The sequence below is a fragment of the Novosphingobium subterraneum genome (assembly GCF_000807925.1).
Lineage (GTDB): Bacteria > Pseudomonadota > Alphaproteobacteria > Sphingomonadales > Sphingomonadaceae > Novosphingobium > Novosphingobium subterraneum.
Window position 1 is genome coordinate 23,898 of record NZ_JRVC01000028.1, and the last position, 24,100, is coordinate 47,997.

Genomic DNA, 24,100 nt, shown 5'->3' on the forward strand with positions numbered 1-24,100 from the left:
GTCGATTGCGTCGGTCAGCAACTCAAGGATCGCCAAGCCAGGCGCGAAGCCAGTTCTCGGTGTCGATCAGCGGCAGGAGAAGATGAGCCCGGGGATCGGCGCGCCTTACCCTCTCCCGCAACGCGCTTCTCACTCTGGCCAGATCGAGCAGGCCCTGGCGCGCGAGATGACCATCGAGCAGGAACGGCCTAAGCTCGTCCGCCTGCTGCTCTATCGCAGCCAGGGCATAGCCATCGAGCGCCCCTTTGCTGCGTCGATCGCGGATCAGGTCTGGCAGGCGGTTAGCAAATGCGGCTCGGGCCACGGCCCGATCCTGCCCGCCCTCGACCCAAAGCCAGCTTGGTATGCGCAAGGCGCTCTCGACGACGGGCTGGCTGAGCAGCGGAAACCGCGTCGGGGCAATGGCGTGGCGAGGATAACCATCGATGTGGGCGAGGCTGGCGAGAATGGCATGAACGTGGTCCCGCTTTCCGGGCAACATGCTGCTCGTTTCCGAGAGCCAGGGGTGTAGCGGTGCATCGGGGAGGGGCACAGCATCGGTGAGATATCCGCGTGTGCGCCGCCAACTGCCCGGATCGCTCGCGCCTCGTGCCAGCTGCCAGGCCCTGCCAGCGACTGACCAGACACTTGCGTTGTGATAGCGGGCCAGCGCCTCGATGGTGCGCCAGGTGGACCTTGCCGCCCAACCCGAGCGGATGGCGGCATCCGCTGCGGGCCCGGCAGCGTTGGGCGTTGCGAAAACGCAATCACCACCCGCACCGCTGAAGAATGCCGTGATCGCTTGCGCCGTGCCTTCCTGCGCCAGCACTGCATCGGCAGCGCCGAGGATCACTGGCAGGCCCGGGCGGGCTTCGCGGCTGCGGGCCCGCTTAATCAGGTTGGATTTCCCCACTTCGCGCAGTGTGAGCGCGATGCCTGCAGCATCGGCTGCTGCCTGAGCATAGTTTCGCTCATCGCTCTCCGCCGAGCCCGTTGAAAGGCTGACCGCTTGTGCCTTGGCCTTAGACAGTGCCAGGGCCGCTGCGATGATCGAGGAATCGAGTCCGCCCGACAATTCGAGGAGGACCTTGCCATCACCCGCCAGGCAACGGACAGCCTCGTCTATGCTCCCGGCAAGGCGCCTGCTGGCGTCAGCGAAGTCCGCGATCCCGATATCTGTCCGCACGAACATTCCCGGAGACCAAGCCGTTGTCCGCCGCGTCGGTTCCGCGGAGAGATCGAGCCATTGCCCGCCCAGAAGTTCTTCGATGCCGACAAGGCCGGTCCGTGCAGTCTTGAGATGCAGGAAAGCAAGATGGTTCGCGACGAAAGACCAGTCGATCTGCGGCCTTACAGCGCGCGCAGCCGCAAGCTCTGGAACATGCGAGGAGATCCACAGTTTCCCGGCCACAGCAGCCGTGTAGACTGGGAGATGGCCAAGCGGCGCTCGCAGCAACCACGATGGACGCCCGCTCTTGAACATGTGCAGGGCAAGGTAGTTGCCCCAGCAATGCGCCACGAGCAGGTCGGGATGAAGATCAGCGCGCTGCAACACCGCAAGATCGCCGAAGATCTGTCCGATGATCACAGTCCTGCCGATTTGCCGCAGTTCGGTCGATGGCGAGACATGAATGGTCAGCCCTTCGAACCTTCGTGCGCGCCATGGACCGGGCAGCCGGTGAACGAGATTTTCGGCCGATCGCGAATCCGATCGCAGATCCGGCTGCCCATCGAGGGCGCATGCGACGAGATAGCCTTCGGTCACAGTGCCAGTACCACTTCGAAGCGGCGCACCTTGTCCAGCGGATCGGTCAGGACGAGACTGCCCGATTGCACCCAGCAATGGGCTTCGAAGGGATGAAGTTTCACCCCGAATACCAGATCGACTGCAAAACCTTCGCGCCGTGCCACGCGCGCATAGGCCAGCGCGTCGGGAAGGCATCTTGGCCGAACCGGCACCCAGCGTCGCGCCCGGTCGAACGCTCGGGCGTGAGTCACAAGGTCACGTGTCGTACGCCCCCGAGACGCAGCAGGCAGGTCGATCAGGACCTGGTGGAGCGGTGCCGCGCGTAAATCCATTCTGGCGCGGATGCAGCTCCAGACGCTCGCTACCAAATGCAGCGGCCGTAACCGACCGGCTTCGGGACCTTCCACTGCGCTGGCAGTCGGCGTCCGGATATCTGTTGCCGTGAGCCAGGGTCCTGCGTCCCGTTCTCCCTTCGTCAGCAGGCCGTTTCTTTCGAGTGTGCGGCAGTCGTCCGGAGACAATGGACACGGCTTGCCACAGCGCAGGTCCAGCAACGCTGATGCGCAAGACCCGCTCCACATCGTGTAGCGATCATGCCGGACATCGAGCACGACTGCCTTGTCGCCGATCCGCGCAACACCGACCCCGGCTGCGATCCGACATGAGGAAAGATAGGACCCAGGCGCTGTCATGTCCGCCTCGCACAAGCACAAGGCAGGTGCGCCGGGCCAGCAAGGCCTTGCGCACCTGCCAGTGGATCAGTCGCGATCAAGGCCCGGCAGCTGCGCGAGCACACCGAACTCGATCCGGTCTCCCGGAGGGCCGAGCGTTTCGATGCTGGCGGTGCCCAAGTCTTCGACGTCCTCGACGAGATCGAACGTGCGTTCCATCGGTCTTCTCCTTTTCACCTCGCCGCGTGATTGCGGCAGGATCAGACTATGGACGGTGCCGGATGATCTGAAATTTATACGAATTCTATATGCCGATTGTTGGCGCGGACGGACTCGCCGGACGATGCAGAGCGTGCAGGATCTCGGCAGAGCTGCGAATGCGCCGACGGTGGTAGGCGCCCAGCAACCGTCGCAGCTGATCCTTGTCACCACTGTCCAGCGCGCATTCGATATCGCGCACTTCTGCGATGGAGCCTTCCAGCACGGCCGATTCAATCATGCGAACGGCGTGAAGGCGTGCGTTGAGGAGGGCCATGACCCGACCATGCTCCGAGTTGACCGAAGCGCGTGCCACTCCCTCGAATGCTTCAGCGACGCGTTCGGCATAAGCCGTCCGACGCTCGGCAATCCGGTCCCAGTCCACGATCGTCCATGGCCGCCAGAGGCGGAGCGCAAGGCCCAGCACTTCGTTACTGAATGTGTACATGTCCTTGAGCCTTGGCTCGTCCAGCGTCGGAAGAAAGAAGCCGCCGGCGCGATGGGTCACGACAAGCTGCTCGCCGCACAGCACATGCAGAGCCTCGCGCACGGGCGTGACGCTTGCACAGAGCTGTTCGCCAATGACTGCGGGATCGAGCCTGTCACCCGGCATGAATGCGCGGGACAGGATCATGGCGCGCAAGGCGTCATAGATGCGTTCTGCTATGGGGCCGGCGCTCATCCGCTCCTCCCATGCGCAAAGGCACGGGCCTGCTGCACCTGGTCTGGACGCAGGGCATCGATCGCTCCGAGGGGCTCGCCCTTGTAGTCTCCGAGCAGGATCGAGGGACATTGCCCTTCGAAGTTCCCGAGGTTCGGTCGGTGCTGCACGTAACCTGCAAGTGCCGCGAGCTCGGGGGGAAATGTCCCGGCAATGTCCGGGGGGTAGGCGAGCCACGGGTTCTCGTAGGGCTTGAGCCAGCCCAGCGAATAGCCGATCACGATGCCGCGCCGCTCTTGCGCACTCGCGTTGGCGCCCGCGCCATGCAGCGTCGAGCCGAGGAAAAGCAGGGCGGATCCCGGGACAAGCTCGGGCGCGATGAAATCGTCCTTGGCCACGGCCGTCAGGGCGTTGCTGCCATGGCTTTGCGGCCAGATCCGCGTACCTCCGTTCTTTTTCGAAAAGGGAGTGAGCGGCCACATGACGTTGACGAGGTACTCGCGTTTGCCGAAATCGGCCTGCCACATGTCCTGGTCGCGATGGGGCAACTGCGCGGGGGCGCCGGGATGGACCGCGATGGCCTGGGTCGTGTTGAGCTGGACGCGCTCGCACCAGGACCCAAGAATCCGCCTTACGACATCCTGAATGACCGGATGCAGGACCAGGCACTGCGTGGCAGCGGACCGTCGAAGAAGCCTGCCGAACCGCTTGGTGCGTTCCCCGTAGAACATCCCAGTTCCGTATGGCGTCAATGCAAAGTCGTCCTGGAGATCTTCATGGAGCTGCTCGATCACGGAAACGGGCAGGGCTTCATGCAGGATCGCGTAGCCATCAGTCTGCAACTGACGGACGGCCATGCCGATCTGGTCTGCCGGTTCCATCAGTGCCACTCCTTGTGCCCGGCGGGCAGGGAGCCGGGTTTGGCCTTGGCACGATTGTCGCCGTGGCCGCAATGGATCCCGGCCGCTTCGAGCAGCTGCGGTGTGTCGGCAGTTATGCCAATTTCAAGGCCGACCAGCTCCTGGCCTCCTGTCCGGATGGGCGCTCCCAGGGCCCGGCAGCTCCAGCCGAACCGTTCGATCTGCCTGAACCAGCCAAGGCCTGCGACTGCGCAGTACCGTGAAATCCCGGCCTCGATTGCAAAGGTGGCAAGCGCGTGGACAAGCGAGTTGCGAACGTCCCGCCGTTCGCGGGCATTCAGCGACCGGTCGAGGCAGAAACGGGTGATTTCGAAGGTATCGGGTGCGCAAGGTACGGGCCCGGCACAGAGCATCGGGAAAAGGCCCGACAGGATTCCTTGCCGTGTAGTCGGCAGGAGCCTGGCAGACGCGAGATGATCGCCGTTGTCACTGAGGATCAGGTAGCGTGCGTGCTCATCATCGAACTGGTCCATTTCGTATTGCCCAGCAAGGACCGGAAGGTCCCACCCAAGCAGATCGATGAAGACTGCCTTTCGTGCGGCAAACATAGCGCGCAGCAGCGCAGCGTCCGGCTCTGTGCCGGGCGTGGTGACTTTCAACATGACGGATTGCTCCTCAACCGAACTGGTCAGCCAAGGATCAGGCGACGGTGACGTCCTCGCTACCCCCAGAAATGGGGGTATCTCCAGGGCCGGACATCCCCGAACGTGAGCGTTCCGTCATACAGGGTCAGGGTGATCAGCAATTGTCTCTTGTATATCCCGTAGCGCTGACACGCCGTGCGAACATGCTCGGTCACGGTTTCGCGCGATATGCCCAGAATTGTCGAGATTTCCGGATCAGTCTTGCCCTGGGCCATGAGAAGCACGCAGTCGCGCTGGCGATCGGTCAGAACCGGTTTGCGCAAGGCAAGGCTATGACCTCTCTTCAGCCAGAGACGCCGCGCGGTTTCGAAGGCGAATGTCCCAGCGCAATGGGCGATGAGCGAAATCGGGGCACCTTCTCGCGGATTGCGGCATGCAAACGAGCAGGATCCGCGCGCTTCGCCCGGCACATGCGCTGGTACTGTAAAGCCACTACGCAAGCCCTGCTCTTCACCAAGAGCAAGCATTCTGTGGTCTTGGGCCGTGAGCGGAATGAGGCGACCGATGTCAGACCAGGAGAAGCCCTTGGCCGTTACGTGGCTGGCCCGATGCACCGGATCAACCATGCCCAGCGCATGGGAGTCGTAACTTTCTGCCCAGCTCTGCGGGTAATTGTGCAGCCTGATCGCTCCATCATCCTTGCTCGCAAGCTGACAATGATGGGTGAGAGCATAGTAGTCGAAGCCAAGTCTGTTGGTTATTTCGCCGAGCAGTTCGTCGAGTTCGATAATCGAACCCACCCGGTCAGACATCTCTTCCAGAAGTTCCCCAAGCGCCCGAGCCGCCATGAGGTACCATTGCGCCCACCGGCAGTTTTACTTGCCGGACTCCAGCAGGGCGCCCTTTCTCCTGCCTGTGGACCGCGATCCAACTTCTCAAGATCGGAGGCGATCCGGTTGAAACTGTCCAACCTGTATCATGGTTCAGTCCCGCTTCAATACCGTGAACTGCCAAATTCGATCAATATGTCAGAAGATTATTTGCCTTGCAGGAAGGTGCGCTGCTTCGATTGCAGACAATACACAAGCTCGGCTAGCAGCGAGACAGGCACATGAGCGCTCGTCCGGTTTGCACTCGACCTCGCCGGATTCACGGGTTTCGCAAGCCAGCTCGGCAAAGTGCCGTAGCTTTACGGCGCTACGCCCAGGCCGAATTGGGCGATCACACATGCCGCTGGACCAGCATGGCAACAGCGCTCGCGGCATTTGCCGAGTTCGACGGGCGCGTTCAATCGGAACGCCACATACTTCCCTTGCACTGGTATGTGGCGTGCCGGCTTGTCGTGGAAGGTGGCTTCGATCCTGATGATATCATTCCGCGGCCACCATTTCGTGTGGAGCGTCGTAAACGCAAGCCGCCACTGCTCTACTTCGATCCGACCCTTGGCGGATGTGGGGAAGGGACTGTTCTCGGAGGGATCAGAGCCAAGCATGTCGACGTTCTGGTTTCGCTTGCCCGGATCGGGCCTGTGCTTTCGGTGTCGTGCAAGGGCGTCACCGGGGCCTTTCGCAATCTCGGCAACCGCCTCGAGGAAATTGTCGGCGAATGCACTAATCTCCACATGGTGCATCCGGCACTGGTTATCGGACATCTGGTGCTGTTGCGCGGCAACCGAGCTACGGACCAGAACTCGGCAGCACACAACAGTGCCGCACCGGACTGGCGGCGAGGTGGCGGCAATGCCGCTTTAGCGCAGGATGGGGCGCCGGTGTCGCCAGTGCGGCGGTTTCATGATGCCCTGCAGGTTTTGGGGCGGCGCCGTGACCTCATGGATCAAGCCGGACAATGCGAGGCGGCGGCACTTGCCATGGTTGCCATGGAAGAGGAATGCCGGACAAGATTGGTACCGGGCTTTCCAAGCGATGAGAGCGGGCTGCACTTCGACACATTCTTTGCCGCGCTATACGCCCGATATGACGAAAGGTTTGTTATCCGTTGCCCGGTGATGGCCGCGATAACCCGACGTCATTGCTGGGATCGATCATCTCCGGGGCTCCGTCTGTTCGGCTTGGATTACCAGCCGAGAGTAGCGCTGCTACCGACGAGTGACTTATCTTAGCCTTCCTGATGCCTTGTTCATTTTGCCCTTGGCACGAGAAGCAAAACCGTCGAATCTGCATTCCATGAACTCCGGCCTCGATCACCTGCCCGAAGGCAAGCGGCGCGAACTTGCACATGTGGTCGAGACCGTGCGCACGGGCTTTGCCGAAGCAATTTCCACGCGTACGCAGCCACGCTTCCGCGCAGGCAAGTTGCTCAAGATAGTCCTGTTCGGCTCCTATGCCCGTGGTGATTGGGTCGAGGACCCGGTGGGACGCTATTTCTCCGACTACGATCTTCTCGTCGTGGTGAACCACGACGATCTCACGGATATTGCCGAATTCTGGGAGGCGACCGAGAACAGGCTGCTTGCCGATCTTTCCGCTGGGACCGTCCTGCGTACACCGGTCAGCCTGATCTACCACAGCCTTGAAGACGTGAACGACAAGCTGCGGCTCGGTCGCTACTTCTTCATGGACATTCTCAAGGATGGCATTGTCCTGTTCGAAGAGCCCGGCTTTCACTTCGTCGAGCCGATGCCGTTGTCGCCCGAGCAAGCTCTCAAGGAAACACGAGACTACTTCGATGACTGGTTCAGCAGCGCGTCGAACTTCAAAGATCTAGCCGCAAATGCTCAGGCCAGTGGCATGCCGAAGGAAGCTGCGTTCCTTTTCCATCAGGCGGTCGAGAGACTTTACCATTGCCTTTTCCTCACCCGGACGCTCTGGAGTCCGAAATCCCACAATCTTAATCGTCTGCGCGACATGGCCGAGGAACTTGAGCCCTCGCTAAAGGACGTCTGGCCGCGTACCGGGCGCTTCGAAAAGCGCTGCTACGCCCTCCTGCGAGATGCTTACGTCAAAGCCCGCTATTCACCTTCATACCGGATCTCCGCCGACGAACTCACATGGATCGCCGGGCGTGTGAAAGAGCTGCAGATTTTGGTGAAGAGCACGTGCGAAGCGCGCATCGATGACCTCGCTAAAGCCGCCTGACGCCAGTTGACCGTTCCGCCGAAAGAGTACCGGCGCTGCGATCTCATCACCTAAGCTTCCGCTTCCAGTTCTGTCGCGCAAGAGGCTTCGTGGAAGCTAGAACTTCCAACTTTGCAGTACATTGCGAACATACTCCGGCGTCTCGCCATTGCGGGGAATGCCGCCTGCGCGCTCCACCGCCCTTGGGCCGGCATTGTAAGCGGCCACCGCGAGGTGAACCACGCCGAACCTGTCGAGCATCTGCCGCAGATACCGCGCAGCACCGAAGATGTTGGCCATTGGATCGAAGCGGTTGAAGACCCCAAGCTGCTTTGCCGTAGCGGGCATCAGCTGCCCAAGGCCCGCAGCACCCGCTGGACTGACAGCCAAAGGGTTGTACCGAGATTCTGTCCATACGAGCGCATCAAGCAGGCCCGCGGGCAATGAGTACTTCGCCTCTGCGGCATAGATGTGAGGCAAGTAGGTTGCTCGCCGAAACCCGGATGGGGCCGGCTTGGCATTGGGTTCGTATCTGTATGGCAGGTTGACCCGGCCATCGTCCGCCACTGACAGGCGCGGTGCTGGGGCGGTCTGCGAGGAACGCCAGAGCCCATGCTCGACCAGTTGAAAGCCGTTTGATGCTTCCGCAATCCGAATGCCTTCGGAGTGGGTGGCCGCAGCGCCGTTCGTGGCTGGCGCTGCTATGTCCTGAGCACTGGCCGGGATAGCAGAAGTGATCGCAATGCCCGCGATCAAGAGAGTTCTGATTGTCATTTCTCGATCCTTGTCTAGCCGAATCGAGTGAGAACATATAAAGAACAAGCGATGTAGGAAAATTGGATTGACGCGAGGGCAGAGCGGAGGCTGCGCGGGGAGGGCACCTCAACCGGAGAAGGTCGATGCCCCCGTTAGACAAAGTTCATCAACTCAAACGCCGCGCCCGCACGATCGTCGAAAGCCTTCAGGGTACATGGAGTCGGGGCAAAGGCATGTGCTGCTGCCCCGCACACGACGACCGAATTCCGTCGCTGAGCGTGACACTGGGTCGCAAAGCGATCCTGTTTCATTGCTTCGCGGGATGCTCGAACGAGGAGGTCATAGCAGCACTTGACCGCCAGGGTGTTCGCAGCCGTGATCTGTTCGATGGCTCTAGTGCCGTGGCCGCTGATCGACTGGAAAAAAGGACCTTCAATTCCAACGCGCGGCGTTTGTGGCACTCGGCGACGGCGATCTCCGACAGCCCTGCCGAAGGATACCTCGCGCTGCGCGGGATCCTGCGTGCCTCTGATCAGCTCCGTTATCTCGAGCGTACGCCGCTCGGACCACGTGGTGCAGTCCAGTTCCTCCCTGCAATGTTGGCGGCCGTCACGACTGACATGGGCATAATCGCGATTCACAGGACATTTCTCGACGCGCCGAGCGCAAAGCTCGCCGCTTTCGATCGGCCGAAGCGTGCATTGGGAAGCCTCGGCTGCGGTGCAGTCAGACTTGCCCGGCCGGCCGCAGGCCGGTTGGGCCTTGCCGAAGGTATCGAAAGCGCCCTTTCGGCCATGCAGATGTTTGGCGTCCCTTGCTGGGCAACGCTTGGTAACGAGCGGTTCGGCCTCGTCGCGATTCCAGAGAGTGTGCGCGAACTCCACTTGTTCATCGACAATGATCCCGCAGGCGAACTCGCAGATCAGCGTGCGCGAAAGGCTTATTCTGCATCGGGCCGTGTGATCCGCTCGCGAGCGCCAGCATCGACCGGTTTCGACTGGAACGATGAACTCAAGGCGAGGCTCGCTCGGAAAACCTGATCAGCGAGCCAGAGGGGAGGGGGCCTTCGGCTGATTGAGGCCTGCGAGACGCAGGACCTCGTCAGGAGGTTTCCCATGTCCAACACTTCCCTCGCCTTCGCATTCGATCCACCATCTCCGCCGCTTGTCGTGACGGCAGCCAAAGCAATGGCGTTGCAATTGGCAGCAGGCAGCGCGCTTTCGCGCAGCGACATCAACCGCATCATGACGGACCACTTCGGCGAAACCGATGCACTCGGGGCATGGTCAGTCCGTGATGCTCACGCTGCGCTCGAGCTGGCGCAGGTTCAACACCTGCAAGCATCAGATCAAGTCCAGCCCACGAGCCCGATCGACGAGGCGGAACAGTTCTTCTGCGGTCTCGATGCCCGAGTTCCGACCCAGACCAATCGCAGCGACGAGCAGATCGAATGGCAGCAATTCGCAACGCCGCCACGCCTCGCTTGGCTCGCTGCCCGGGCTTGCGCGCTGGGTGCCGACGAGCTTGTGCTCGAACCCTCGGCCGGAACGGGGATGCTCGCGGTCTGGGCTGCCAAACCCGGCACTCGCCTTGCCCTCAACGAAATCTCGCCGCTTCGCCGCGACTGCCTGAGCGCCTTATTCCCTGCGGCCCGAGTGACCGGCCATGACGCCGAGCTGATCGACGAATTGCTCGATCCGGCCATCGTCCCCAGCGTCGTGCTGATGAACCCGCCGTATTCTCACGGGATCGAGCGGGGCCACGATGGTCGCACCGGGGCAAGGCATCTGCGATCGGCCTGGAACCGGCTTGCGCCCGGCGGGCGGCTTGTGGCGATCATGCCTGAATGGTTCGACTGCGTGCGGTTTTTGGCCGGGGCGAAAGGGCCAGTTTCGCTGAGGCTCAATGCCGCCGTCGAACGCGCATTCGTCAGGCAGGGCACTGGCATCACCACGCGACTGCTGGTTTTCGATAAGGTTGAAGGCGCCAACGAGCGCGTCGCTATTCGTACAAACGCGTTCCGCCAGCTGGCCGATCTCGTCGATGCCTTGCCGGCTCGCGCCAGCCTTGAGGCTGCGCGCGAGAAATCCAGCCTTCCGGCTCGTTCGCCGCTCCTTTTGGTCGCCGCGCCGCGCAGGCCGCTGCCGATACCAACAAGGATCACTCCTGCAGCCTCCGCCATCCAGCCGCTCAACTACGTGCCGCTTGCAACCCCTGCGCCGGTCGCCCCTCAGGTCGGCCACTATCTGCCCTATCGCCCGAGCAGGATCGCCATCGATGGCGCGGCCGGGCATCCGACGCCGCTCGTCGAGTCCGTCGCCATGGGGTCGATCGCCGCTCCGATGCCTGACGCAGTGCCGCAGCTTCCTGAGGGGCTGATTGCCAAGGGACTGCTGTCGGCTGCCCAGGCAGAGACCCTGATCTACGCGGCAAGCGCCCATGCGCGCGATCTACCCGGCCGGTTCGAGCCCGAGGACAAGGGCTGTTCGCTCAAGGCCTCGGCGGAAGGTCAGGTCTACCGACAGGGCTATTTCCTTGGGGACGGCACCGGCGCTGGTAAAGGACGCCAGGTCGCAAGCGTCATTCTCGATCGCTGGGTGCGCGGCGAGCGCCGCCATATCTGGATTTCGAAGAACGAGGCGCTGCTCGAAGATGCCCGGCGCGACTGGGCCGCGCTCGGCGGTCTCCCGATCGACATTCAGCCGCTTGCTTCCTGGAAACTCGGCACCCCCATCGCCATGCGCGACGGGATTCTCTTCGTGACCTATCCGACGCTGCGTTCGGGCCGGAGCGACGCAACGCGGCTCGACCAGATCCTCGCCTGGGTCGGTGAAGACTTCGACGGCGTGATCGTGTTCGACGAAGCACATGCCATGGCAAATGCCGCTGGCGGCGAAGGATCGCGGGGTAAGGTCAAGGGCTCGGAGCAGGGCATTGCCGGGGTGCGTCTGCAGAACCTCCTACCTCGCGCACACGTGCTCTACGCCTCGGCCACCGGCGCATCCGACGTCAACAACCTGGCCTATGCCACGCGCCTTGGGCTCTGGGGTCCGGAGACCGCCTTCGCTAATCGCGAGGCTTTCGTTGCCGACATTCGCGACGGCGGCATCGCCGCGATGGAACTGGTCGCGCGGGATCTCAAGTCGCTCGGGCTCTACACAGCCCGGGCCCTTTCATTCGCCGGTGTCGAGTACGAGATCCTCGAGCATTGCCTGACCGAGGATCAGATCGCGGTCTACGATGCCTATGCCGAGGCCTGGGCGATTATCCACGCTAACCTGCGCGAAGCGCTGGAGGCCACGCGCATCGTCGACGGCGAAACCGGCGGGACGCTCAACTCGGGTGCCAAGTCCGCAGCGCTGTCGATCTTCGAGGGGACCAAGCAGCGCTTCTTCGCGCAGCTGCTTCTGTCGATGAAGCTCCCCAGCTTGCTGCCCGCGATCGATACGGCGATCGCCGATGGGCATGCCGTTATCGTGCAACTCGTCTCGACGGCAGAGGCCATGCTCGACCGGCGACTGGCCGACCTGTCTGACGAGGAGCGCGAAGCTCTCGAGATCGACCTCTCCCCACGGGAATACGTGTAATGTTGAGCTCAACATTACACGTATTCTTTGCAGTCGCAGTTTATGTCGAGCGTGGCGGCGGGAGGCGCAGGTTTCCTTCGATTTTCCATGATTTCACTCCAGATAGTTGCCTGGCAAGGTTGAATGCTGGGGCCGTTAGGATTGTCGGCACCGCTGGAATGGTGCAGGTTGTAGAAGATCCCCGAGGCAGTCGTTTCGTCGCTTTCAATCGAGGTCCCGAAGCAAGGCTGTCCGCCATGGAGATATGCCATGCCGAGCAAACTGCCCAAGCGCCCCATTATCGTTTTTCTCGCAGGGATTTTTCTGGGCTTGCCCGGCATCGCAGGCGCAGTGACATTGACGTCATTAAAAGGCATGGATCTCGAAGGAAGCTATGGCTCGTATGCGCCGCGTGGCGATTGCTCCCGAGGGGCGAGCCTTGAGATCAACGAAACCGGTTTTACTTTCAAAGCGTCTGGTCAGACTGTAAAAAGCACCCGGTTTGAGTACGCGGCTTCGTTTCTTGGCCCGACCTATGAAGGCATTAGCGCGGTCTTTTTTCCTTTTCCTGTCAATGCCAACGATTTCGGACGCGTGATCTTGACGGTCAATGACGACGAAAAGCGAGGCGTAGTCCGCCTTGAAGCGGACGTCGTGCCGGGACAGCGCCTGGATCCGTTCAAGTCAGCGCTCGTGTCGCAATCCCCATTGCTCTTGTGCAAGGGGTCTGGGCCGGCATCTGCTGCTTCAAAAGCACAGCTGCAAGCAGGGCCAGTCTTGGGAAAACCGACGCCGCTAACCTGGACCAATCTTGCCAGTTCCGTAGGGAAATTCCAAAGTGATTCCGATCCCAACGGAATAGATTTTTTGACAAGTGGTCCGATAGCTGACGCGATACGTTCGCGTTTGGGCCGCAAAAAAGACCTGCTGGCCAGCAATCTTTCGGCGATATCCGGTCTCCAACGACAAGGGTCTCTCTATTGGGTTACGGGAAATGCGCCGCATCAAGGCGGTGTAGAGCAAGCCTATGTTTTGCTTGATGCAAATCGCCGTGCTGTTCAAATTGGCCTTTGGGAAAAGGGAAAGTTGACGGTCTATGCGCCTCAAGGAGGCCGCTTGCCCGTGCCCCAGGACATTGCTCGCCTGCTTATGGACAGCCCACCTGAGGACGCAGTGCCGCTGCCTGGGACTGCTTGGGAGGTCGTGCCGGTCCAAGGTCGCGCCCCAATGGCCTATGTCGATGTAGCTGCTTCGCCAAACATCAAGTCGTTTAGCCTGTTTTGTGAAGGCAACCGCCCCATGATGGCCATGCTCCTTAACAAGCCCGCGACGGTGCCGCGCGTTACGGTTACATGGAATTTTGCTGGTCGATTAATTGACATTCCGACCGGTCGCGCGAACGCTCAGAGCACGTTTTGGCAAGCCAACCTCACTGGTTCCCAGCTCATTCCGATGCTTCTCCGTCAAAACGGTTCGGTTATGCTGCGCATCAACGGCCGCCTCGAAGGCGAAGCTTTGTTGGCGGGAGCGCCACTGGCGCTTCGGACTGCGATGCGGAGCTGTGTCAAATTTTGACATGACCTCCTGCACGTATTTCCTGAAGCATTGATAGTAGATCGTCGCTTTGCGGCTTGAAGCGCCCGGGCCTGATGGCAGGGGCGCCGTGCGCCGCGAGAATTTGCAGCTTTTCCTCGGGATCGGCGCGCAAATAGGTCTCGGTGCTCTGGATGCTGGCATGCCCGAGCCATAATGCGACCTTGCGAATGTCCCCGGTCGCCGCGAGCGTGTGCATTGCGCAGGAATGGCGCAGCACGTGCGGTGTTACGCGCTTTCCAAGGATCGACGGCTGCTTCTCTGCCGCGGTCTTGACGTGCTCGGCCAAACGGAACGCAAATCCGTCGCGGGTCATGGGTTGCCCGCTGGCATTTAGGAATATCTCGGCAGCTTGCGCATCGGGGCGGGTCGCAAGCCACGCGCGCAATGCGAACTGAGTCTCCTTCCAGAGCGGGAGGACCCGTTCACGCCGACCCTTGCCCATGATGTGCACGGTGGACAGGGAGCGGTCCGGGAAATCGCGCAGTTGTAGCGTTACAAGTTCCGACACCCTCAGCCCGCCAGCATAGGCCAGATGCAGCATTGCGCGATCGCGGGTGCCAAGGCGTGTCCGGGGATCCGGGGCGTCGAGCAAAGCCTTGATCTCTGCCCGGTCAAGGTAGTCGATCAGCGCCTTGTCGGTCTTCTTGGTAGGGATTGATCTGACGCGAAGGGCCTGATCCAGGCAGGCCGGAATACGATACTCGATGTAGCGGAAGAAGGACCGGATCGCGGCGAGCCTGCCATTGCGGGTCCGAACACAGCTGCCGCGACCGTTCTCGACATGGTCAAGGAAAGCCATGATCATGTCGGTGCCGAGATCCTCGATCTCGAGATCGGTCGGCCGACGCTTCAGCCGATCGGCAGCGAACTGGACCAGGAGGACGAAGCAGTTGGCATAGGTCTTCACCGTGTGCGGACTGACAGCACGTTCGCGCGGCAGATGTTCACGCAGGTAGGTTGAGAGATGCGGAGCGAGAGCCGTCATGCCGTTTCTCCCAGGTAAAGTTGCTCGCTGGCGGCAGCGATATCGCGCAGCAGCACCGGAGTGGCCTCGAGATACCAATAGGAGTTGGCGACCGACGCATGCCCCAGATAGACGCTGAGTCCGGCCATGTGGTGTGCGATGGCTTCCCTGTCGTGCGGACAGGACTCAAGGGAACGCACGGCGAAAGTGTGCCGCAGGTCGTGTAACCGCATCCCGGCCGTTCCGGTCGGTCCGCGGTATCCGAGCTGCCGAGCCAGCCTGACGAATACCACGTGGGCGCGCACCTTGTGTGGTGCTCTCCCCCGAATGGTCACGAACAGGTCATTGCCCGTGGCACCAAGCCTTGCTCGGGCGGCGAGATATGCTTCGAGCGCCTGACGGGTCGATTGCTGCAGGGTAATCAGCCGCTGCTTGCCGAACTTGCCGTTGCGGACGATCAGGCCATCCTCGACCAGATCGTTGCATTGAAGAGCGAGGGCCTCGGAAACCCGGAGACCTGTCGCCGCCAGCAGGCCGAACAGATAATGGTACGTGTATGGGCTGATCGTGCCTTTGGGTGGCACGTCCAATGCCGCCGCCATGATCGCCCGGACCTGTTCCGGCTCGATGATGGTCGGGGTCGGGCGTGGCCGCTTGCCCCGACCGAAGACGCCGGCAGGCGGAACCTCGTGAGCTGGATCCTCAGCATGAGCGAAAAGGCTGAAGTTGCGCGCGGCGTCGAACCTATGGCGGGCCACGTTCTGCGAGCTTGCCGTGTGGCACCAGTCGTAGATGCGCTGCACTTGGGTGTGCCGGTCACCGGCGCGGACCGCGAAATCGGCGTATTGGCGCAGCAAGCGTTCCTGTTCGGAGAACTTCCGTCCCAAGCTGCGATGGAGCGAGACGTATCTGGAAATGTGCATGTTCAGCATGACGGCTCTCCCGGCCACGGCTGCGCGATCTTCATGAGCATCGGCAGATCGACCTTGGCGTAGATGGCAGTGGTCTCAGGCGAGCTGTGACGCAGGATGGTCCCAACGGACTCCAGGCCTGCGCCCGCTCGCAGCAGGTTGGTGGCAAGCGAATGCCGGAATATGTGCGACCCTGTCGGCACTCCTTCGATCCCACCGCGGTCGCACGTACGAGCGACGATGCCGGCGATCTCGGCGGAAGAGCGGAATGGCCGAAACGGTGCTTGTGCACGCAGGAACAGATGCTCTTCGGCGGTCTTCGGGCGGGCTGCCGCAAGATATGCCAGGATCGCGTCGCCGACATCCTGCGGCAACGGCAGACGGTCCGGTCGACGCGTCTTGCCCTTGACCGTCAAATGGCCGGATCGCCAATCGATGTCGTTGAGACGCATGTCCTGAATATCGGCAGCCCGCAGGCCGAGCCTGGCGAGCAGGAGAATGATGGCCTTGTCCCGGACTTCCACCGGACGACCTGTCGGACAGGCCGCAATGATCCTCTCGATCGTATCCGGATCGACGTGGCGGGGCAGCGTCGATAGGCGGTAGCGTTGCACCGATGGGACCGCATACAACAATGCAGGCCGACACTTGCCTTGCACGACCAGAAACCGAATGTAGCTCCTCATAATCGTGACGAGCAGCGATGCCGAGCCCGGCGTCTCCTTGCTTCGTCGTTGGAATGCGCTCCTGAGCGCGGTGGCATCCCACTGCGAAGGCTCGCCCAGCATCGGCATGAGTCGTCTGATATCGGTCCGATAGCGCCGGATAGTCTCGTCCGTGGCGCCGCGATGTCGCTTGAGCCATGCCAGGTAAGCCGACATGTGCGGGTCATCGTTGGCCACCGGTTCAACCGACGGGATGACACCCCGACCGCGCAGGAACTCGACGAAGTGCCGTGCGCATCGCCGCCGCCGCTTGGTGCCCGTGGCGACCAGCTTGCCCCGTTTGCGCCAGACCGGGCATCGGCAATCATGCGCGGCGTACTGGTCGATGATCGTGTCGTCGATCTCGATCCATTGGCGCCGCGCCATGCGAAGCCAGGCCACGAAATGCTCGGCCTCGGATCGATAGGCCTGCGCCGGGCCGTCGGCGAGTTGCAGGCGATCGATCGCATCGGAATAGTCAGCGAGGTGCCGTGGCAAATCGTCGATCCCGTCGTCGACTTCGACGTAGCCCTGATCCTCCAGGAAGCGGACGAAGCGCCTGACCCTTGCTGCTTGGTCAGCCTTGTAGTGCGCTTGCTGTGCCGAATACCGGTGGCACCGGCACCGGTGCTTCTCGAACCGCCGGACAGCCTGATCGTCGATGGTGCGGATCGCGATCCCGTGCAGGTCCAGCCAATGCAGGAAATGGCGGACTGCCGCGCCAAACAGAACCGCACAGCCTGACTTCTCGTCGAGCGACAGAAAGGAGAGGAATGTGGTGAGAAGGGTGCCGTGACTGGGCGGGTCTTCGACCCGGAGCGGGGCAGCTCGAAACGGCAATGATGATCTTGTTCGCATGTTGGTTCCTTCGACTTGCTGAGGTCGAGGGAACCGTAATTATCTGGAGTGAAATCATGGAAAACCGATGGAAACCTGCGCCTCCCGCCACCACGCTCGACATAAACTGCGACTGCAAAGAATACGTGATCGACTACCTCGCCAAGAGCTTTCCTGTTCGTTTGATGGCGGTGTTCACCGACGAAAATGGCAGCCCTCGCTCCGAGCCGATGAGCGATGAGAACGGCGCACCTGTACTGTGCCGCTCCGCGCTGGCCGCGCGCGACCGGATGATCGAGCAGCTCTGTGCATTGCCGCCGATTGCCACAGCCCTCGATGCCATCATCGAACGCTTCGGGGTCGACCAGGTGGCGGAAGTCACTGGCCGCACGCGCCGGCTCATCGTTGGGCGCGACGGTCGTCAGAAACTCCAATCCCGGTCGCCCCGCGCCAACGTCGCTGAGACCCAGGCGTTTATGGACGGTGCCAAGCGTATCCTGGTGTTCTCCGATGCCGGGGGAACCGGGCGCAGCTACCATGCCGATCTGGCCGCGAAGAACCAGGCCCGCCGCGTACACTTCCTGCTCGAGCCGGGCTGGCGGGCTGACGCCGCAATCCAGGGGCTTGGCCGCACCAATCGCACCAATCAAGCATCGGCCCCGCTGTTCAGGCCCGTGACGACAGATGTGCGCGGCGAGCGCCGGTTCATCTCAACGATCGCGCGGCGTCTGGACAGTCTTGGCGCTCTGACGCGCGGGCAGCGCCAGACTGGCGGCCAGAACCTGTTCGATCCGGCCGACAATCTCGAAAGCATCTATGCCAAGGAGGCGCTTCATCGCTGGTTCGGCCTGTTGTTCACGGGAAAGCTCGAAGCGGTAAGCCTCGGACGCTTTCAGGAGCTGACGGGCCTTCGGATCGAAGCACCCGACGGTTCAATGGTCGATGACCTGCCGTCGATCCAGCGTTGGCTCAATCGCATCCTTGCACTTCCTATCGCCCTGCAGAACGCCATCTTCGACGAGTTCATGGGTCTGGTCGAAGCGCGCATCGATGCCGCCCGGCAGGCCGGCACAATCGATCTCGGCCTCGAGACGATCGCAGTCGAGGACTTCGCGGTCCTGTCGGACACGTTGCTGCGCACCGATCCGGCATCGGGCGCGACCACCCATCTGCTGGAACTGGAAATTGCCCGAGCCCTGAAGCCGCTCACGCTGAAGCGGCTCGAGGAGCTTCACGGCCTTAATGGCCAGCGACAGCGGCCGGTTCGGAACGCCCGCTCAAGTCGGGTCGCCTTGCTTGTGCCCGCCCGAAGCATCCTTGCCGATGACGGTACGCGCGTGGCCCGCTTCGAATTGCTGCGTCCGCTCAAGCGCAGTCACATCACCGAGGATCAGCTGGCGGAAAGCAGCTGGGAGGACATTGCCATCGGCGCTTTCCGCGAGGCGTGGGCCGCCGAGGTGGAAGAGGCGAGGACGAGCCACAAGCGCGAGCGCCTCTATCTGGCGACCGGTCTCCTGCTTCCGGTCTGGGACAAGCTCCCTTCGGATTTCGTGAGGGTGAGCCGCATCTCGGCAGCAGATGGCCGTTCGCTCCTCGGCCGCGAGGTTCCCGCCCATTGTGTGCCCGAACTGTGCCGAGCGCTGGGTCTGGAACGCGAGCAAACGCTGTCCGCCGATGACATTGTCCAAACCGTCCTCGCGACGGGCCGGGCCATGGAATTTGCGGGACGCGAGCAGCTCATGGTCAAACGCAGCCTGGTCAATGGCTCACAGCGAATTGAGCTCACCGGTTGGAGCGTAGCCCGCCTCGACTGGTACAAGGCCCAAGGCTGCTTCACCGAGATCATCCGCTACCAGACCCGGCTTTTCGTGCCGATCGAAGGCGCAGCGAGCGTGATTGCCAGACTGGCATCATCGGCATAGTTTCTTGCCAAATGGCATTGGTTATCGTATATGATGCCATATGGAGAAATGCCATGCTGGCTCTGCAACCCGTTGATACTGCCGTTACCGCGTTCCGGCCCGATCCGATTACCCAGGGCGAGGCAGCGGCCATGTTCCGGGCAGTCCTCAATCTGTTCGGCAAATGGGAACTGACCGACGAGCAGGCAGCAACGCTGCTCGACATGCCGGTTCGATCCTATCGGCGATGGAAGGCGGAAGGCCCCGGGCGCATCTCGCGCGATGGGCGCGCGCGTCTTTCCAACCTCATGGGGATCCACAAGGCGCTTCGCATCATCTTCTCGGAGGCGACCCGCGGGTACACCTGGATCAAGGCAGCGAATGAAGCGTTTGGCGGAGCCAGTGCGCTCGACGTGATGCTGGGAGGTGAGCTTACCGACATCATGCGGGTGCGTCGCTACCTCGACGCCGAGCGCGGTGGCTGGTGAGCGAAGCAGCAGAAATCCCCGTTTCTAGAGTTGAGTGGAAGGGCGCTGTCAGGATCATCCGCAGCGCCTTTCCGCCGATAGACCTGTTCGAGGACATCGCTGATCCCGCGGACTGGCCGCTGCTGATTTCGGCCGAGCAGAAGACCAATCCTCGCATCATGGCGACGATCGGCAATCTCGACCTCGTTCCGGTTGGCCGCCGCGTCGGCGGCAACGGCGCCTCCTACCTCATGGCGCCATTCACCCATGTCAGCACCGATCGACCGAGCCGCTTTGCCGATGGCAGTTATGGCGTGCTCTATGTCGGCGACCGGTTTGAGACCGCGCTGTTCGAGACGATCCACCACCATGCCCGCTTCATGGCACGAACCAAGGAAGCGCCTGGCTGGACCTCGCAATTCCGGGAAATCGTCATGTCAGTCGATGTAGACTTACATGATCTCCGAACTCTGGCGGGGAAGCCGGTTCCGGCGCTCTATCCTGACAGCTACGCTGCATCTCAAGCGCTCGCGCAGTCCCTCAGGACAGCAGGATCGGACGGGATTGCTTACCCGAGCATCCGGCACCCCGGCGGGGAATGCGTCGTGCTATTCTACCCGGACTGCGCATCAAATCCGCTTCAGGGGCGGCACCTCGACTATCACTGGGATGGCGCGCGGGTTGATCTGGTTCGTGATGCGGGATCGGGCGCTGTCTTCCGGATTGTCGATTTGCCGCCCCATCCCGCCTGACCGAACGAGCTGGGTTTCCGGCCGAGTGCGGTAGGTTCTTCGAGCGCAGCTGGCGGCCAGAGCGTTCATGCCTGCGCACCAGCCTTCACGAGTTCATGAAGCGCTCTGTCCGGCGAAACTGGTCCCTTGTACAGCGGGCTACAGGGTGTCTCCGCGAGCTTGGCGGAAATCGCCAGAAGGTCGTCGTCATCACCCTTCTCATAGGCATAGGCAGCCAGCCAGAATTCTGCCTGCTTAACGAACTCAATGAGGATGCCAACAACGCTCCGATTCGCAGTCTTTGCGTACCGGACCTGGTCCATCCGCCAGACTTCTTGCGCGATGAATTCAGAAGGGACGCCTTGCTCCTTCAGAACCAGCGCCAATTGTGAAGGGAATCTTCGAGCGAGCGTGGCTGCTGGGGCCAGCGGCATAAGCACGGGAAGCAGCGTCTGTTCGGAAACCATCAAAGCTACTTGCGGCTTCCAGAACAGGATGGTGGCGTACCAATTTCCCAGCGAAGTGTCGCTTTGTTCGGGCGCAACGATTTCCGGCTTTATCCGATCAAGCAGCTTCTTGGTGCAGTGAAGTTTGAACATCATTGCAAAGGATAGTGTTGGGTGCTGAGCGAGTCCATTGGCGCTACCGACCTCGCCCCAGAGATGGCAAGTGCAGCCGTCATGCGGTCATTGCCAAGTCAAAATTGGCTCGTCAAACGCCGTCATACGTTCAGCACAGTTCGGCGACGGCAGCGGGCCGGGGTCGGCCTGTCCGGTTTCGGCCGAGCCTTCGGCTAATCCGGAATTGGCACAGGCCGTCAGATGCTCAGTTTGCATAGCGCTTGAGGCGAAGCTCAATTTCTCTGCGCGGCAAGCGACAACGGGGATGGGCTGCAGTCTTCGACAGGCAGCCATGCAATGTTGCAGCATCACATATGCCGGCTGCCTCGATGCGGTCGAATATCCATAGAACGCCGTGGACGGCGACCCCTTCCGCCTCCGCGACAGACCGGAGCACGCTGTCGCCGGTCAGAAGCGTCCATTGCCGCCCCTGCGCCAAGGCGAAAGCGAACGTATCGGCTACGGACAGTCGTTCCTCGGCGCGGCGCAGCTGCGTAGCGCGACGGACTTCATTGCCATCGAGGGATTCGATGATGATGCCAAGTGCGCGAAGCCGCGCGCCGAATTCGGCGTCAAGCTCGCGTTCGAAGAGGAGGTCAGGGACTACCAGGCTGTCATCGAGCTTGAACGCAGCTTCGAGCAGATCGCCGCGATCAAGGTCGATGATGACCGAAGTGTCCGAAACGAGAAACGGCACGCGTTCACGCTGCCTCGGCCAAACGCTTGTCTAGCGCCTGCAAGGTGATCCCGAGCATTTCGGCGGCGCGGCTCTCGCCGATCACGCCTTCGGCCAGCGCGCGGTAGCAAAGCCGCTCGAAACGCTTAGGCTCCTCATATTCGGGCGGGATGCGTGCGGGTTCCTCGAAAGGTTTCTTGCGCCACCCGCGCTTCGTGAATTCCTTGAAAAGAAACGAGAATGCCTTCCTATCGATAATGCCGAGGTCAAGACAGCGATAAGCGATTGCCTGGACGCTTACGCCAAACCGCTCCTTGATCGCCACAAGCTCACCGATGCTGATGGCCGAGCGCTGTGCGCCGACCTCGGCGCGCACGACATCGGCCGGCATCAGGAAAGCGCCGGCAAAGCGGTTGGCGGCGCTTTCATCATCGACCCCTGCCGTGGGCGTCATCACCATGTGGCCAAGCTCATGCGCGAGAGTGAAGCGCTTGCGTTCGGACCAGATGTCTTTGCGCACTACGATCACGCGCGCCGCGTCACGCTCCTTGCGCATTACCCGCGCTGCGAGACCGTCGATGTCTTCAAGATCGATCGAGAGCACTTTGATACCCCGTTCCTCGAGCAGTTCGGCGAGCTTTGGCACTGGGTCATGGCCGAGCCCCCATTCCTCGCGCACTGAGCGGGCTGCATCTTCGGCATCGCGAACGTCGTGCAGCGGATAGGGCGCGCTACGCGGCTGCTCCCATTCAACGCTCTTGAGACCGAGCATATCCTCTACCGCGAGATAGCGCTCGAGCAGCTGTAGCGTCTGCGCCTCGATCGTCGCCTCTTCCTTGGCGGTGCGCTTTTTGCGAAAATCGACGCCTTCGAGCGTCAGCTCCTCATCGCTGAGCAGATAGGATTCGCTGACGCCCAGCGCCGTCGCAAGCGCCATCAGTGCGCGCGAACCCGGCATATCCTCGTTCCGCTCATATTTTCCGATCGCCTGCGCACTGACGACGTTGCCCATGCGCTCGGCGAGGTCGCGCAGCGACAATCCAGAGGATGCGCGGGCGAGCTTCAGTCTCGTGCCGATCATGGCTTGGCTACCTTTCGTCTCCTTGGTTTACAAAAAATCTATATAGTGCCATTCTTGTAAACCGATACCCCTTGAAACACCATCAATATGGCCCCAGATGTGGTTTCGTGGTGGCATTATAACGAAATTTTGTAAACCGGAGTTTCACGGATGGCCTCAAATATCTTTCGCGGCGACGGCAGGCCGAATGATCCATTCGGAGATCCTCTTGATGCGATCCTCGCCGAGATTGCGCTCAATCTGCAGTTGCCGCCTGGTCTCCATGCCATGGCGGTTGATAGATACGGGGCAGTCTGCCGGTATATCGATCGTCCCGGGAGCCCGCTCGAAGGACGGGTGTCGAGCTTCTATCCGCAAGGGTCGATGGCCATCGACGCAACGATTTCGACGCGCGGCACCGACGACGAATATGACCTCGACGCGGTCGTAGAAATCATCGGCGGCAGCGAGGGGCCGGAGGAACTGCTCGATCTTCTGGAGGCCGCACTGAAAGGCTATCCGGTCTCGCGGATCGAACGCAAGACCCGCTGCATCACCCTTTATTACGCGGACGGCATGCACCTCGACGTGACGCCAGCGCGGCGGCTCGCCCACAAGGAAAAGGAGGGCGTGATCGCCCATGCCAAGAAGGGCAAGCCGCAAGAGCACCGCTACGTTCCGATGAACGCTTATGGCTTTTGCGCTTGGTACAATGATCGGACGCCGGTCGAAGAGCGTTTCGCGCTGGCGCTCAACCGCGAACTCTACGCCAAGCACGGCTTCACCTTCGATGCCGCCGAAGTGGAGGAGGTGCCGGAGCAGACGCCGCTGCTGATTAAGAGCGTAACCACCGTCGCGCTCCAACTCATCAAGCGCCATCGCAACATTCTCTATGCCGATGAGGCCGGCCGGATGCCGCCTTCGGTCGTGCTGTCGTGCCATGCTGGTCACGCCGCGGTACCGGGCATGGGGCTGGCAGATATGGTGATGCGCCAGGCGCGCTGGACCGCGCGTGCGATTGATCAGGCTGCACGCCAGAACAAGCTGCTCGACGTCGCCAATCCTGAGTTTCTCGAGGAGCGGTTCACCGACCGCTGGCCGGAAAACCAGTCGCAGCAGCAGCATTATGCCCGGGCACTCCATGGTCTGGCCGATGGCCTTCAGATGGCGCGTGAGCGCGGCGTGCAACTCGAGAACCTGCAGGATTGGCTGCGCGATCTGTTTGGCCAGCGTGTCGTCACGCGTTCGATTGACCTTTTCAACAAGCGCCTCGGCCAGCAGGTACAGGCGCGCCAGCATGGGTATACGCGCACAGGCGGCCTGTTTACGCCGGCAGCGCCTGCGATCATCACCGGGGCAAGCGCGCTAGCGCCGGTTGCCGCCAGGGCGCACACGAACATGGGTGAGCGTCGCTGAG

General features: G+C 61.6%; 23 protein-coding genes. 9 read left to right on the forward strand and 14 right to left on the reverse strand.

The features are described from left to right. Positions 1-22: 22 nt before the first annotated feature. The 7 genes from NJ75_RS20465 to NJ75_RS20490 form a co-directional block, all read right to left on the reverse strand. Positions 23-1,744, reverse strand: a complete 1,722-nt coding sequence (locus tag NJ75_RS20465; RefSeq protein WP_052242702.1) for an asparagine synthase-related protein — start codon at positions 1,742-1,744, stop codon at positions 23-25. After that, a complete protein-coding gene (locus NJ75_RS25350; protein ID WP_082013502.1) occupies positions 1,741-2,418 on the reverse strand; it encodes a lasso peptide biosynthesis B2 protein in 678 nt (225 codons plus the stop codon). Before NJ75_RS25350 ends, NJ75_RS20465 begins: the two co-directional genes overlap by 4 nt. Positions 2,419-2,484: 66 nt before the next feature. Continuing rightward, the gene (locus NJ75_RS24530; protein WP_118074434.1) at positions 2,485-2,616 is read right to left on the reverse strand and encodes a benenodin family lasso peptide; all 132 of its coding nucleotides are present in this window, start codon (positions 2,614-2,616) and stop codon (positions 2,485-2,487) included. An 85-nt stretch (positions 2,617-2,701) separates the two neighbouring features. Further along, positions 2,702-3,337 (reverse strand): GntR family transcriptional regulator, encoded by a 636-nt coding sequence (locus NJ75_RS23535; protein ID WP_052242704.1) that lies wholly within the window; start codon positions 3,335-3,337, stop codon positions 2,702-2,704. Further along, a complete protein-coding gene (locus tag NJ75_RS20480; RefSeq protein WP_039337777.1) occupies positions 3,334-4,197 on the reverse strand; it encodes a phytanoyl-CoA dioxygenase family protein in 864 nt (287 codons plus the stop codon). Before NJ75_RS20480 ends, NJ75_RS23535 begins: the two co-directional genes overlap by 4 nt. After that, complete coding sequence (locus NJ75_RS20485; protein WP_052242705.1) at positions 4,197-4,838, reverse strand: acyl-homoserine-lactone synthase; 642 nt, start codon at positions 4,836-4,838, stop codon at positions 4,197-4,199. Before NJ75_RS20485 ends, NJ75_RS20480 begins: the two co-directional genes overlap by 1 nt. 59 nt (positions 4,839-4,897) lie before the next feature. Next, a complete protein-coding gene (locus tag NJ75_RS20490) occupies positions 4,898-5,668 on the reverse strand; it encodes a helix-turn-helix transcriptional regulator (RefSeq protein WP_039337778.1) in 771 nt (256 codons plus the stop codon). A 395-nt stretch (positions 5,669-6,063) separates the two neighbouring features. Between NJ75_RS20490 and NJ75_RS23960 the strand changes: the two genes are divergently transcribed. Further along, positions 6,064-6,939, forward strand: coding sequence for a hypothetical protein (locus NJ75_RS23960; RefSeq protein ID WP_082013504.1), 876 nt, complete (start codon positions 6,064-6,066; stop codon positions 6,937-6,939). 64 nt (positions 6,940-7,003) lie between these two features. Beyond that, the gene (locus NJ75_RS20500) at positions 7,004-7,915 is read left to right on the forward strand and encodes a HEPN domain-containing protein (protein ID WP_039337781.1); all 912 of its coding nucleotides are present in this window, start codon (positions 7,004-7,006) and stop codon (positions 7,913-7,915) included. Between the two features lie 96 nt (positions 7,916-8,011). Here NJ75_RS20500 and NJ75_RS20505 read toward each other — a convergent pair whose 3' ends face one another. Beyond that, positions 8,012-8,668, reverse strand: a complete 657-nt coding sequence (locus tag NJ75_RS20505) for a lytic transglycosylase domain-containing protein (protein WP_039337782.1) — start codon at positions 8,666-8,668, stop codon at positions 8,012-8,014. Positions 8,669-8,793: 125 nt separating this feature from the next. Here NJ75_RS20505 and NJ75_RS20510 point away from each other — a divergent pair, with 125 nt between their 5' ends. The 3 genes from NJ75_RS20510 (at position 8,794) to NJ75_RS20520 (ending at position 13,791) form a co-directional block, all read left to right on the forward strand. Further along, on the forward strand, positions 8,794-9,690 hold the full coding sequence (locus NJ75_RS20510; RefSeq protein ID WP_039337783.1) for a DUF7146 domain-containing protein: 897 nt from the start codon (positions 8,794-8,796) through the stop codon (positions 9,688-9,690). A gap of 75 nt (positions 9,691-9,765) precedes the next feature. Then, the gene (locus NJ75_RS20515) at positions 9,766-12,237 is read left to right on the forward strand and encodes a strawberry notch-like NTP hydrolase domain-containing protein (protein WP_039337784.1); all 2,472 of its coding nucleotides are present in this window, start codon (positions 9,766-9,768) and stop codon (positions 12,235-12,237) included. A 249-nt stretch (positions 12,238-12,486) separates the two neighbouring features. Next, positions 12,487-13,791, forward strand: a complete 1,305-nt coding sequence (locus NJ75_RS20520) for a hypothetical protein (protein WP_236727210.1) — start codon at positions 12,487-12,489, stop codon at positions 13,789-13,791. Here NJ75_RS20520 and NJ75_RS20525 read toward each other — a convergent pair. Genes NJ75_RS20525 through NJ75_RS20535 form a run of 3 tightly spaced genes read right to left on the reverse strand, consistent with a single transcriptional unit; the run spans position 13,781 to position 17,249 of the window. Then, positions 13,781-14,797 carry a tyrosine-type recombinase/integrase gene (locus NJ75_RS20525; RefSeq protein WP_039337786.1) on the reverse strand — a complete coding sequence of 339 codons (1,017 nt, stop codon included), beginning with the start codon at positions 14,795-14,797 and terminating at the stop codon, positions 13,781-13,783. The two genes, NJ75_RS20520 and NJ75_RS20525, sit on opposite strands and share 11 nt — an antisense overlap. Then, complete coding sequence (locus NJ75_RS20530; RefSeq protein ID WP_039337787.1) at positions 14,794-15,708, reverse strand: tyrosine-type recombinase/integrase; 915 nt, start codon at positions 15,706-15,708, stop codon at positions 14,794-14,796. Before NJ75_RS20530 ends, NJ75_RS20525 begins: the two co-directional genes overlap by 4 nt. Continuing rightward, a complete protein-coding gene (locus NJ75_RS20535) occupies positions 15,702-17,249 on the reverse strand; it encodes a tyrosine-type recombinase/integrase (protein ID WP_039337788.1) in 1,548 nt (515 codons plus the stop codon). Before NJ75_RS20535 ends, NJ75_RS20530 begins: the two co-directional genes overlap by 7 nt. A gap of 209 nt (positions 17,250-17,458) precedes the next feature. Here NJ75_RS20535 and NJ75_RS20540 point away from each other — a divergent pair, with 209 nt between their 5' ends. From NJ75_RS20540 to NJ75_RS20550, 3 genes are read left to right on the forward strand one after another with little or no spacing between them, the layout of a single operon-like run. Continuing rightward, a complete protein-coding gene (locus tag NJ75_RS20540; protein WP_236727214.1) occupies positions 17,459-19,150 on the forward strand; it encodes a strawberry notch C-terminal domain-containing protein in 1,692 nt (563 codons plus the stop codon). 53 nt (positions 19,151-19,203) lie between these two features. Further along, positions 19,204-19,617 carry an MbcA/ParS/Xre antitoxin family protein gene (locus NJ75_RS20545; RefSeq protein ID WP_039337791.1) on the forward strand — a complete coding sequence of 138 codons (414 nt, stop codon included), beginning with the start codon at positions 19,204-19,206 and terminating at the stop codon, positions 19,615-19,617. Beyond that, positions 19,614-20,348 carry an RES family NAD+ phosphorylase gene (locus tag NJ75_RS20550; RefSeq protein ID WP_039337792.1) on the forward strand — a complete coding sequence of 245 codons (735 nt, stop codon included), beginning with the start codon at positions 19,614-19,616 and terminating at the stop codon, positions 20,346-20,348. Before NJ75_RS20545 ends, NJ75_RS20550 begins: the two co-directional genes overlap by 4 nt. 65 nt (positions 20,349-20,413) lie before the next feature. Here the strand turns inward: NJ75_RS20550 and NJ75_RS20555 are convergent, their stop codons facing one another. The 3 genes from NJ75_RS20555 to NJ75_RS20565 form a co-directional block, all read right to left on the reverse strand. Next, a complete protein-coding gene (locus tag NJ75_RS20555) occupies positions 20,414-20,929 on the reverse strand; it encodes a DUF6933 domain-containing protein (RefSeq protein WP_236727211.1) in 516 nt (171 codons plus the stop codon). Positions 20,930-21,152: 223 nt separating this feature from the next. Further along, the gene (locus tag NJ75_RS20560; RefSeq protein ID WP_039337794.1) at positions 21,153-21,644 is read right to left on the reverse strand and encodes a PIN domain-containing protein; all 492 of its coding nucleotides are present in this window, start codon (positions 21,642-21,644) and stop codon (positions 21,153-21,155) included. 4 nt (positions 21,645-21,648) lie between these two features. Further along, positions 21,649-22,704, reverse strand: a complete 1,056-nt coding sequence (locus NJ75_RS20565) for a helix-turn-helix domain-containing protein (RefSeq protein WP_039337795.1) — start codon at positions 22,702-22,704, stop codon at positions 21,649-21,651. Positions 22,705-22,971: 267 nt separating this feature from the next. Here NJ75_RS20565 and NJ75_RS20570 point away from each other — a divergent pair, with 267 nt between their 5' ends. Continuing rightward, entirely contained in the window at positions 22,972-24,099 is a 1,128-nt protein-coding gene (locus NJ75_RS20570) for a nucleotidyltransferase domain-containing protein (RefSeq protein ID WP_236727212.1), read from the forward strand. Position 24,100 lies beyond the last annotated feature (1 nt).

What these genes read in the sequence shown, in the direction of transcription:
- NJ75_RS25350 (WP_082013502.1), bottom strand. Translation starts at nt 2,418, where the DNA reads ATGACAGCGCCTGGGTCCTATCTTTCCTCATGTCGGATCGCAGCCGGG.
- NJ75_RS24530 (WP_118074434.1), bottom strand. Translation starts at nt 2,616, where the DNA reads ATGGAACGCACGTTCGATCTCGTCGAGGACGTCGAAGACTTGGGCACC.
- NJ75_RS23535 (WP_052242704.1), bottom strand. Translation starts at nt 3,337, where the DNA reads ATGAGCGCCGGCCCCATAGCAGAACGCATCTATGACGCCTTGCGCGCC.
- NJ75_RS20480 (WP_039337777.1), bottom strand. Translation starts at nt 4,197, where the DNA reads ATGGAACCGGCAGACCAGATCGGCATGGCCGTCCGTCAGTTGCAGACT.
- NJ75_RS20485 (WP_052242705.1), bottom strand. Translation starts at nt 4,838, where the DNA reads ATGTTGAAAGTCACCACGCCCGGCACAGAGCCGGACGCTGCGCTGCTG.
- NJ75_RS20490 (WP_039337778.1), bottom strand. Translation starts at nt 5,668, where the DNA reads ATGGCGGCTCGGGCGCTTGGGGAACTTCTGGAAGAGATGTCTGACCGG.
- NJ75_RS23960 (WP_082013504.1), top strand. Translation starts at nt 6,064, where the DNA reads ATGGCAACAGCGCTCGCGGCATTTGCCGAGTTCGACGGGCGCGTTCAA.
- NJ75_RS20500 (WP_039337781.1), top strand. Translation starts at nt 7,004, where the DNA reads ATGAACTCCGGCCTCGATCACCTGCCCGAAGGCAAGCGGCGCGAACTT.
- NJ75_RS20505 (WP_039337782.1), bottom strand. Translation starts at nt 8,668, where the DNA reads ATGACAATCAGAACTCTCTTGATCGCGGGCATTGCGATCACTTCTGCT.
- NJ75_RS20510 (WP_039337783.1), top strand. Translation starts at nt 8,794, where the DNA reads ATGCCCCCGTTAGACAAAGTTCATCAACTCAAACGCCGCGCCCGCACG.
- NJ75_RS20515 (WP_039337784.1), top strand. Translation starts at nt 9,766, where the DNA reads ATGTCCAACACTTCCCTCGCCTTCGCATTCGATCCACCATCTCCGCCG.
- NJ75_RS20520 (WP_236727210.1), top strand. Translation starts at nt 12,487, where the DNA reads ATGCCGAGCAAACTGCCCAAGCGCCCCATTATCGTTTTTCTCGCAGGG.
- NJ75_RS20525 (WP_039337786.1), bottom strand. Translation starts at nt 14,797, where the DNA reads ATGACGGCTCTCGCTCCGCATCTCTCAACCTACCTGCGTGAACATCTG.
- NJ75_RS20530 (WP_039337787.1), bottom strand. Translation starts at nt 15,708, where the DNA reads ATGCTGAACATGCACATTTCCAGATACGTCTCGCTCCATCGCAGCTTG.
- NJ75_RS20535 (WP_039337788.1), bottom strand. Translation starts at nt 17,249, where the DNA reads ATGCGAACAAGATCATCATTGCCGTTTCGAGCTGCCCCGCTCCGGGTC.
- NJ75_RS20540 (WP_236727214.1), top strand. Translation starts at nt 17,459, where the DNA reads ATGAGCGATGAGAACGGCGCACCTGTACTGTGCCGCTCCGCGCTGGCC.
- NJ75_RS20545 (WP_039337791.1), top strand. Translation starts at nt 19,204, where the DNA reads ATGCTGGCTCTGCAACCCGTTGATACTGCCGTTACCGCGTTCCGGCCC.
- NJ75_RS20555 (WP_236727211.1), bottom strand. Translation starts at nt 20,929, where the DNA reads ATGATGTTCAAACTTCACTGCACCAAGAAGCTGCTTGATCGGATAAAG.
- NJ75_RS20565 (WP_039337795.1), bottom strand. Translation starts at nt 22,704, where the DNA reads ATGATCGGCACGAGACTGAAGCTCGCCCGCGCATCCTCTGGATTGTCG.
- NJ75_RS20570 (WP_236727212.1), top strand. Translation starts at nt 22,972, where the DNA reads ATGGCGGTTGATAGATACGGGGCAGTCTGCCGGTATATCGATCGTCCC.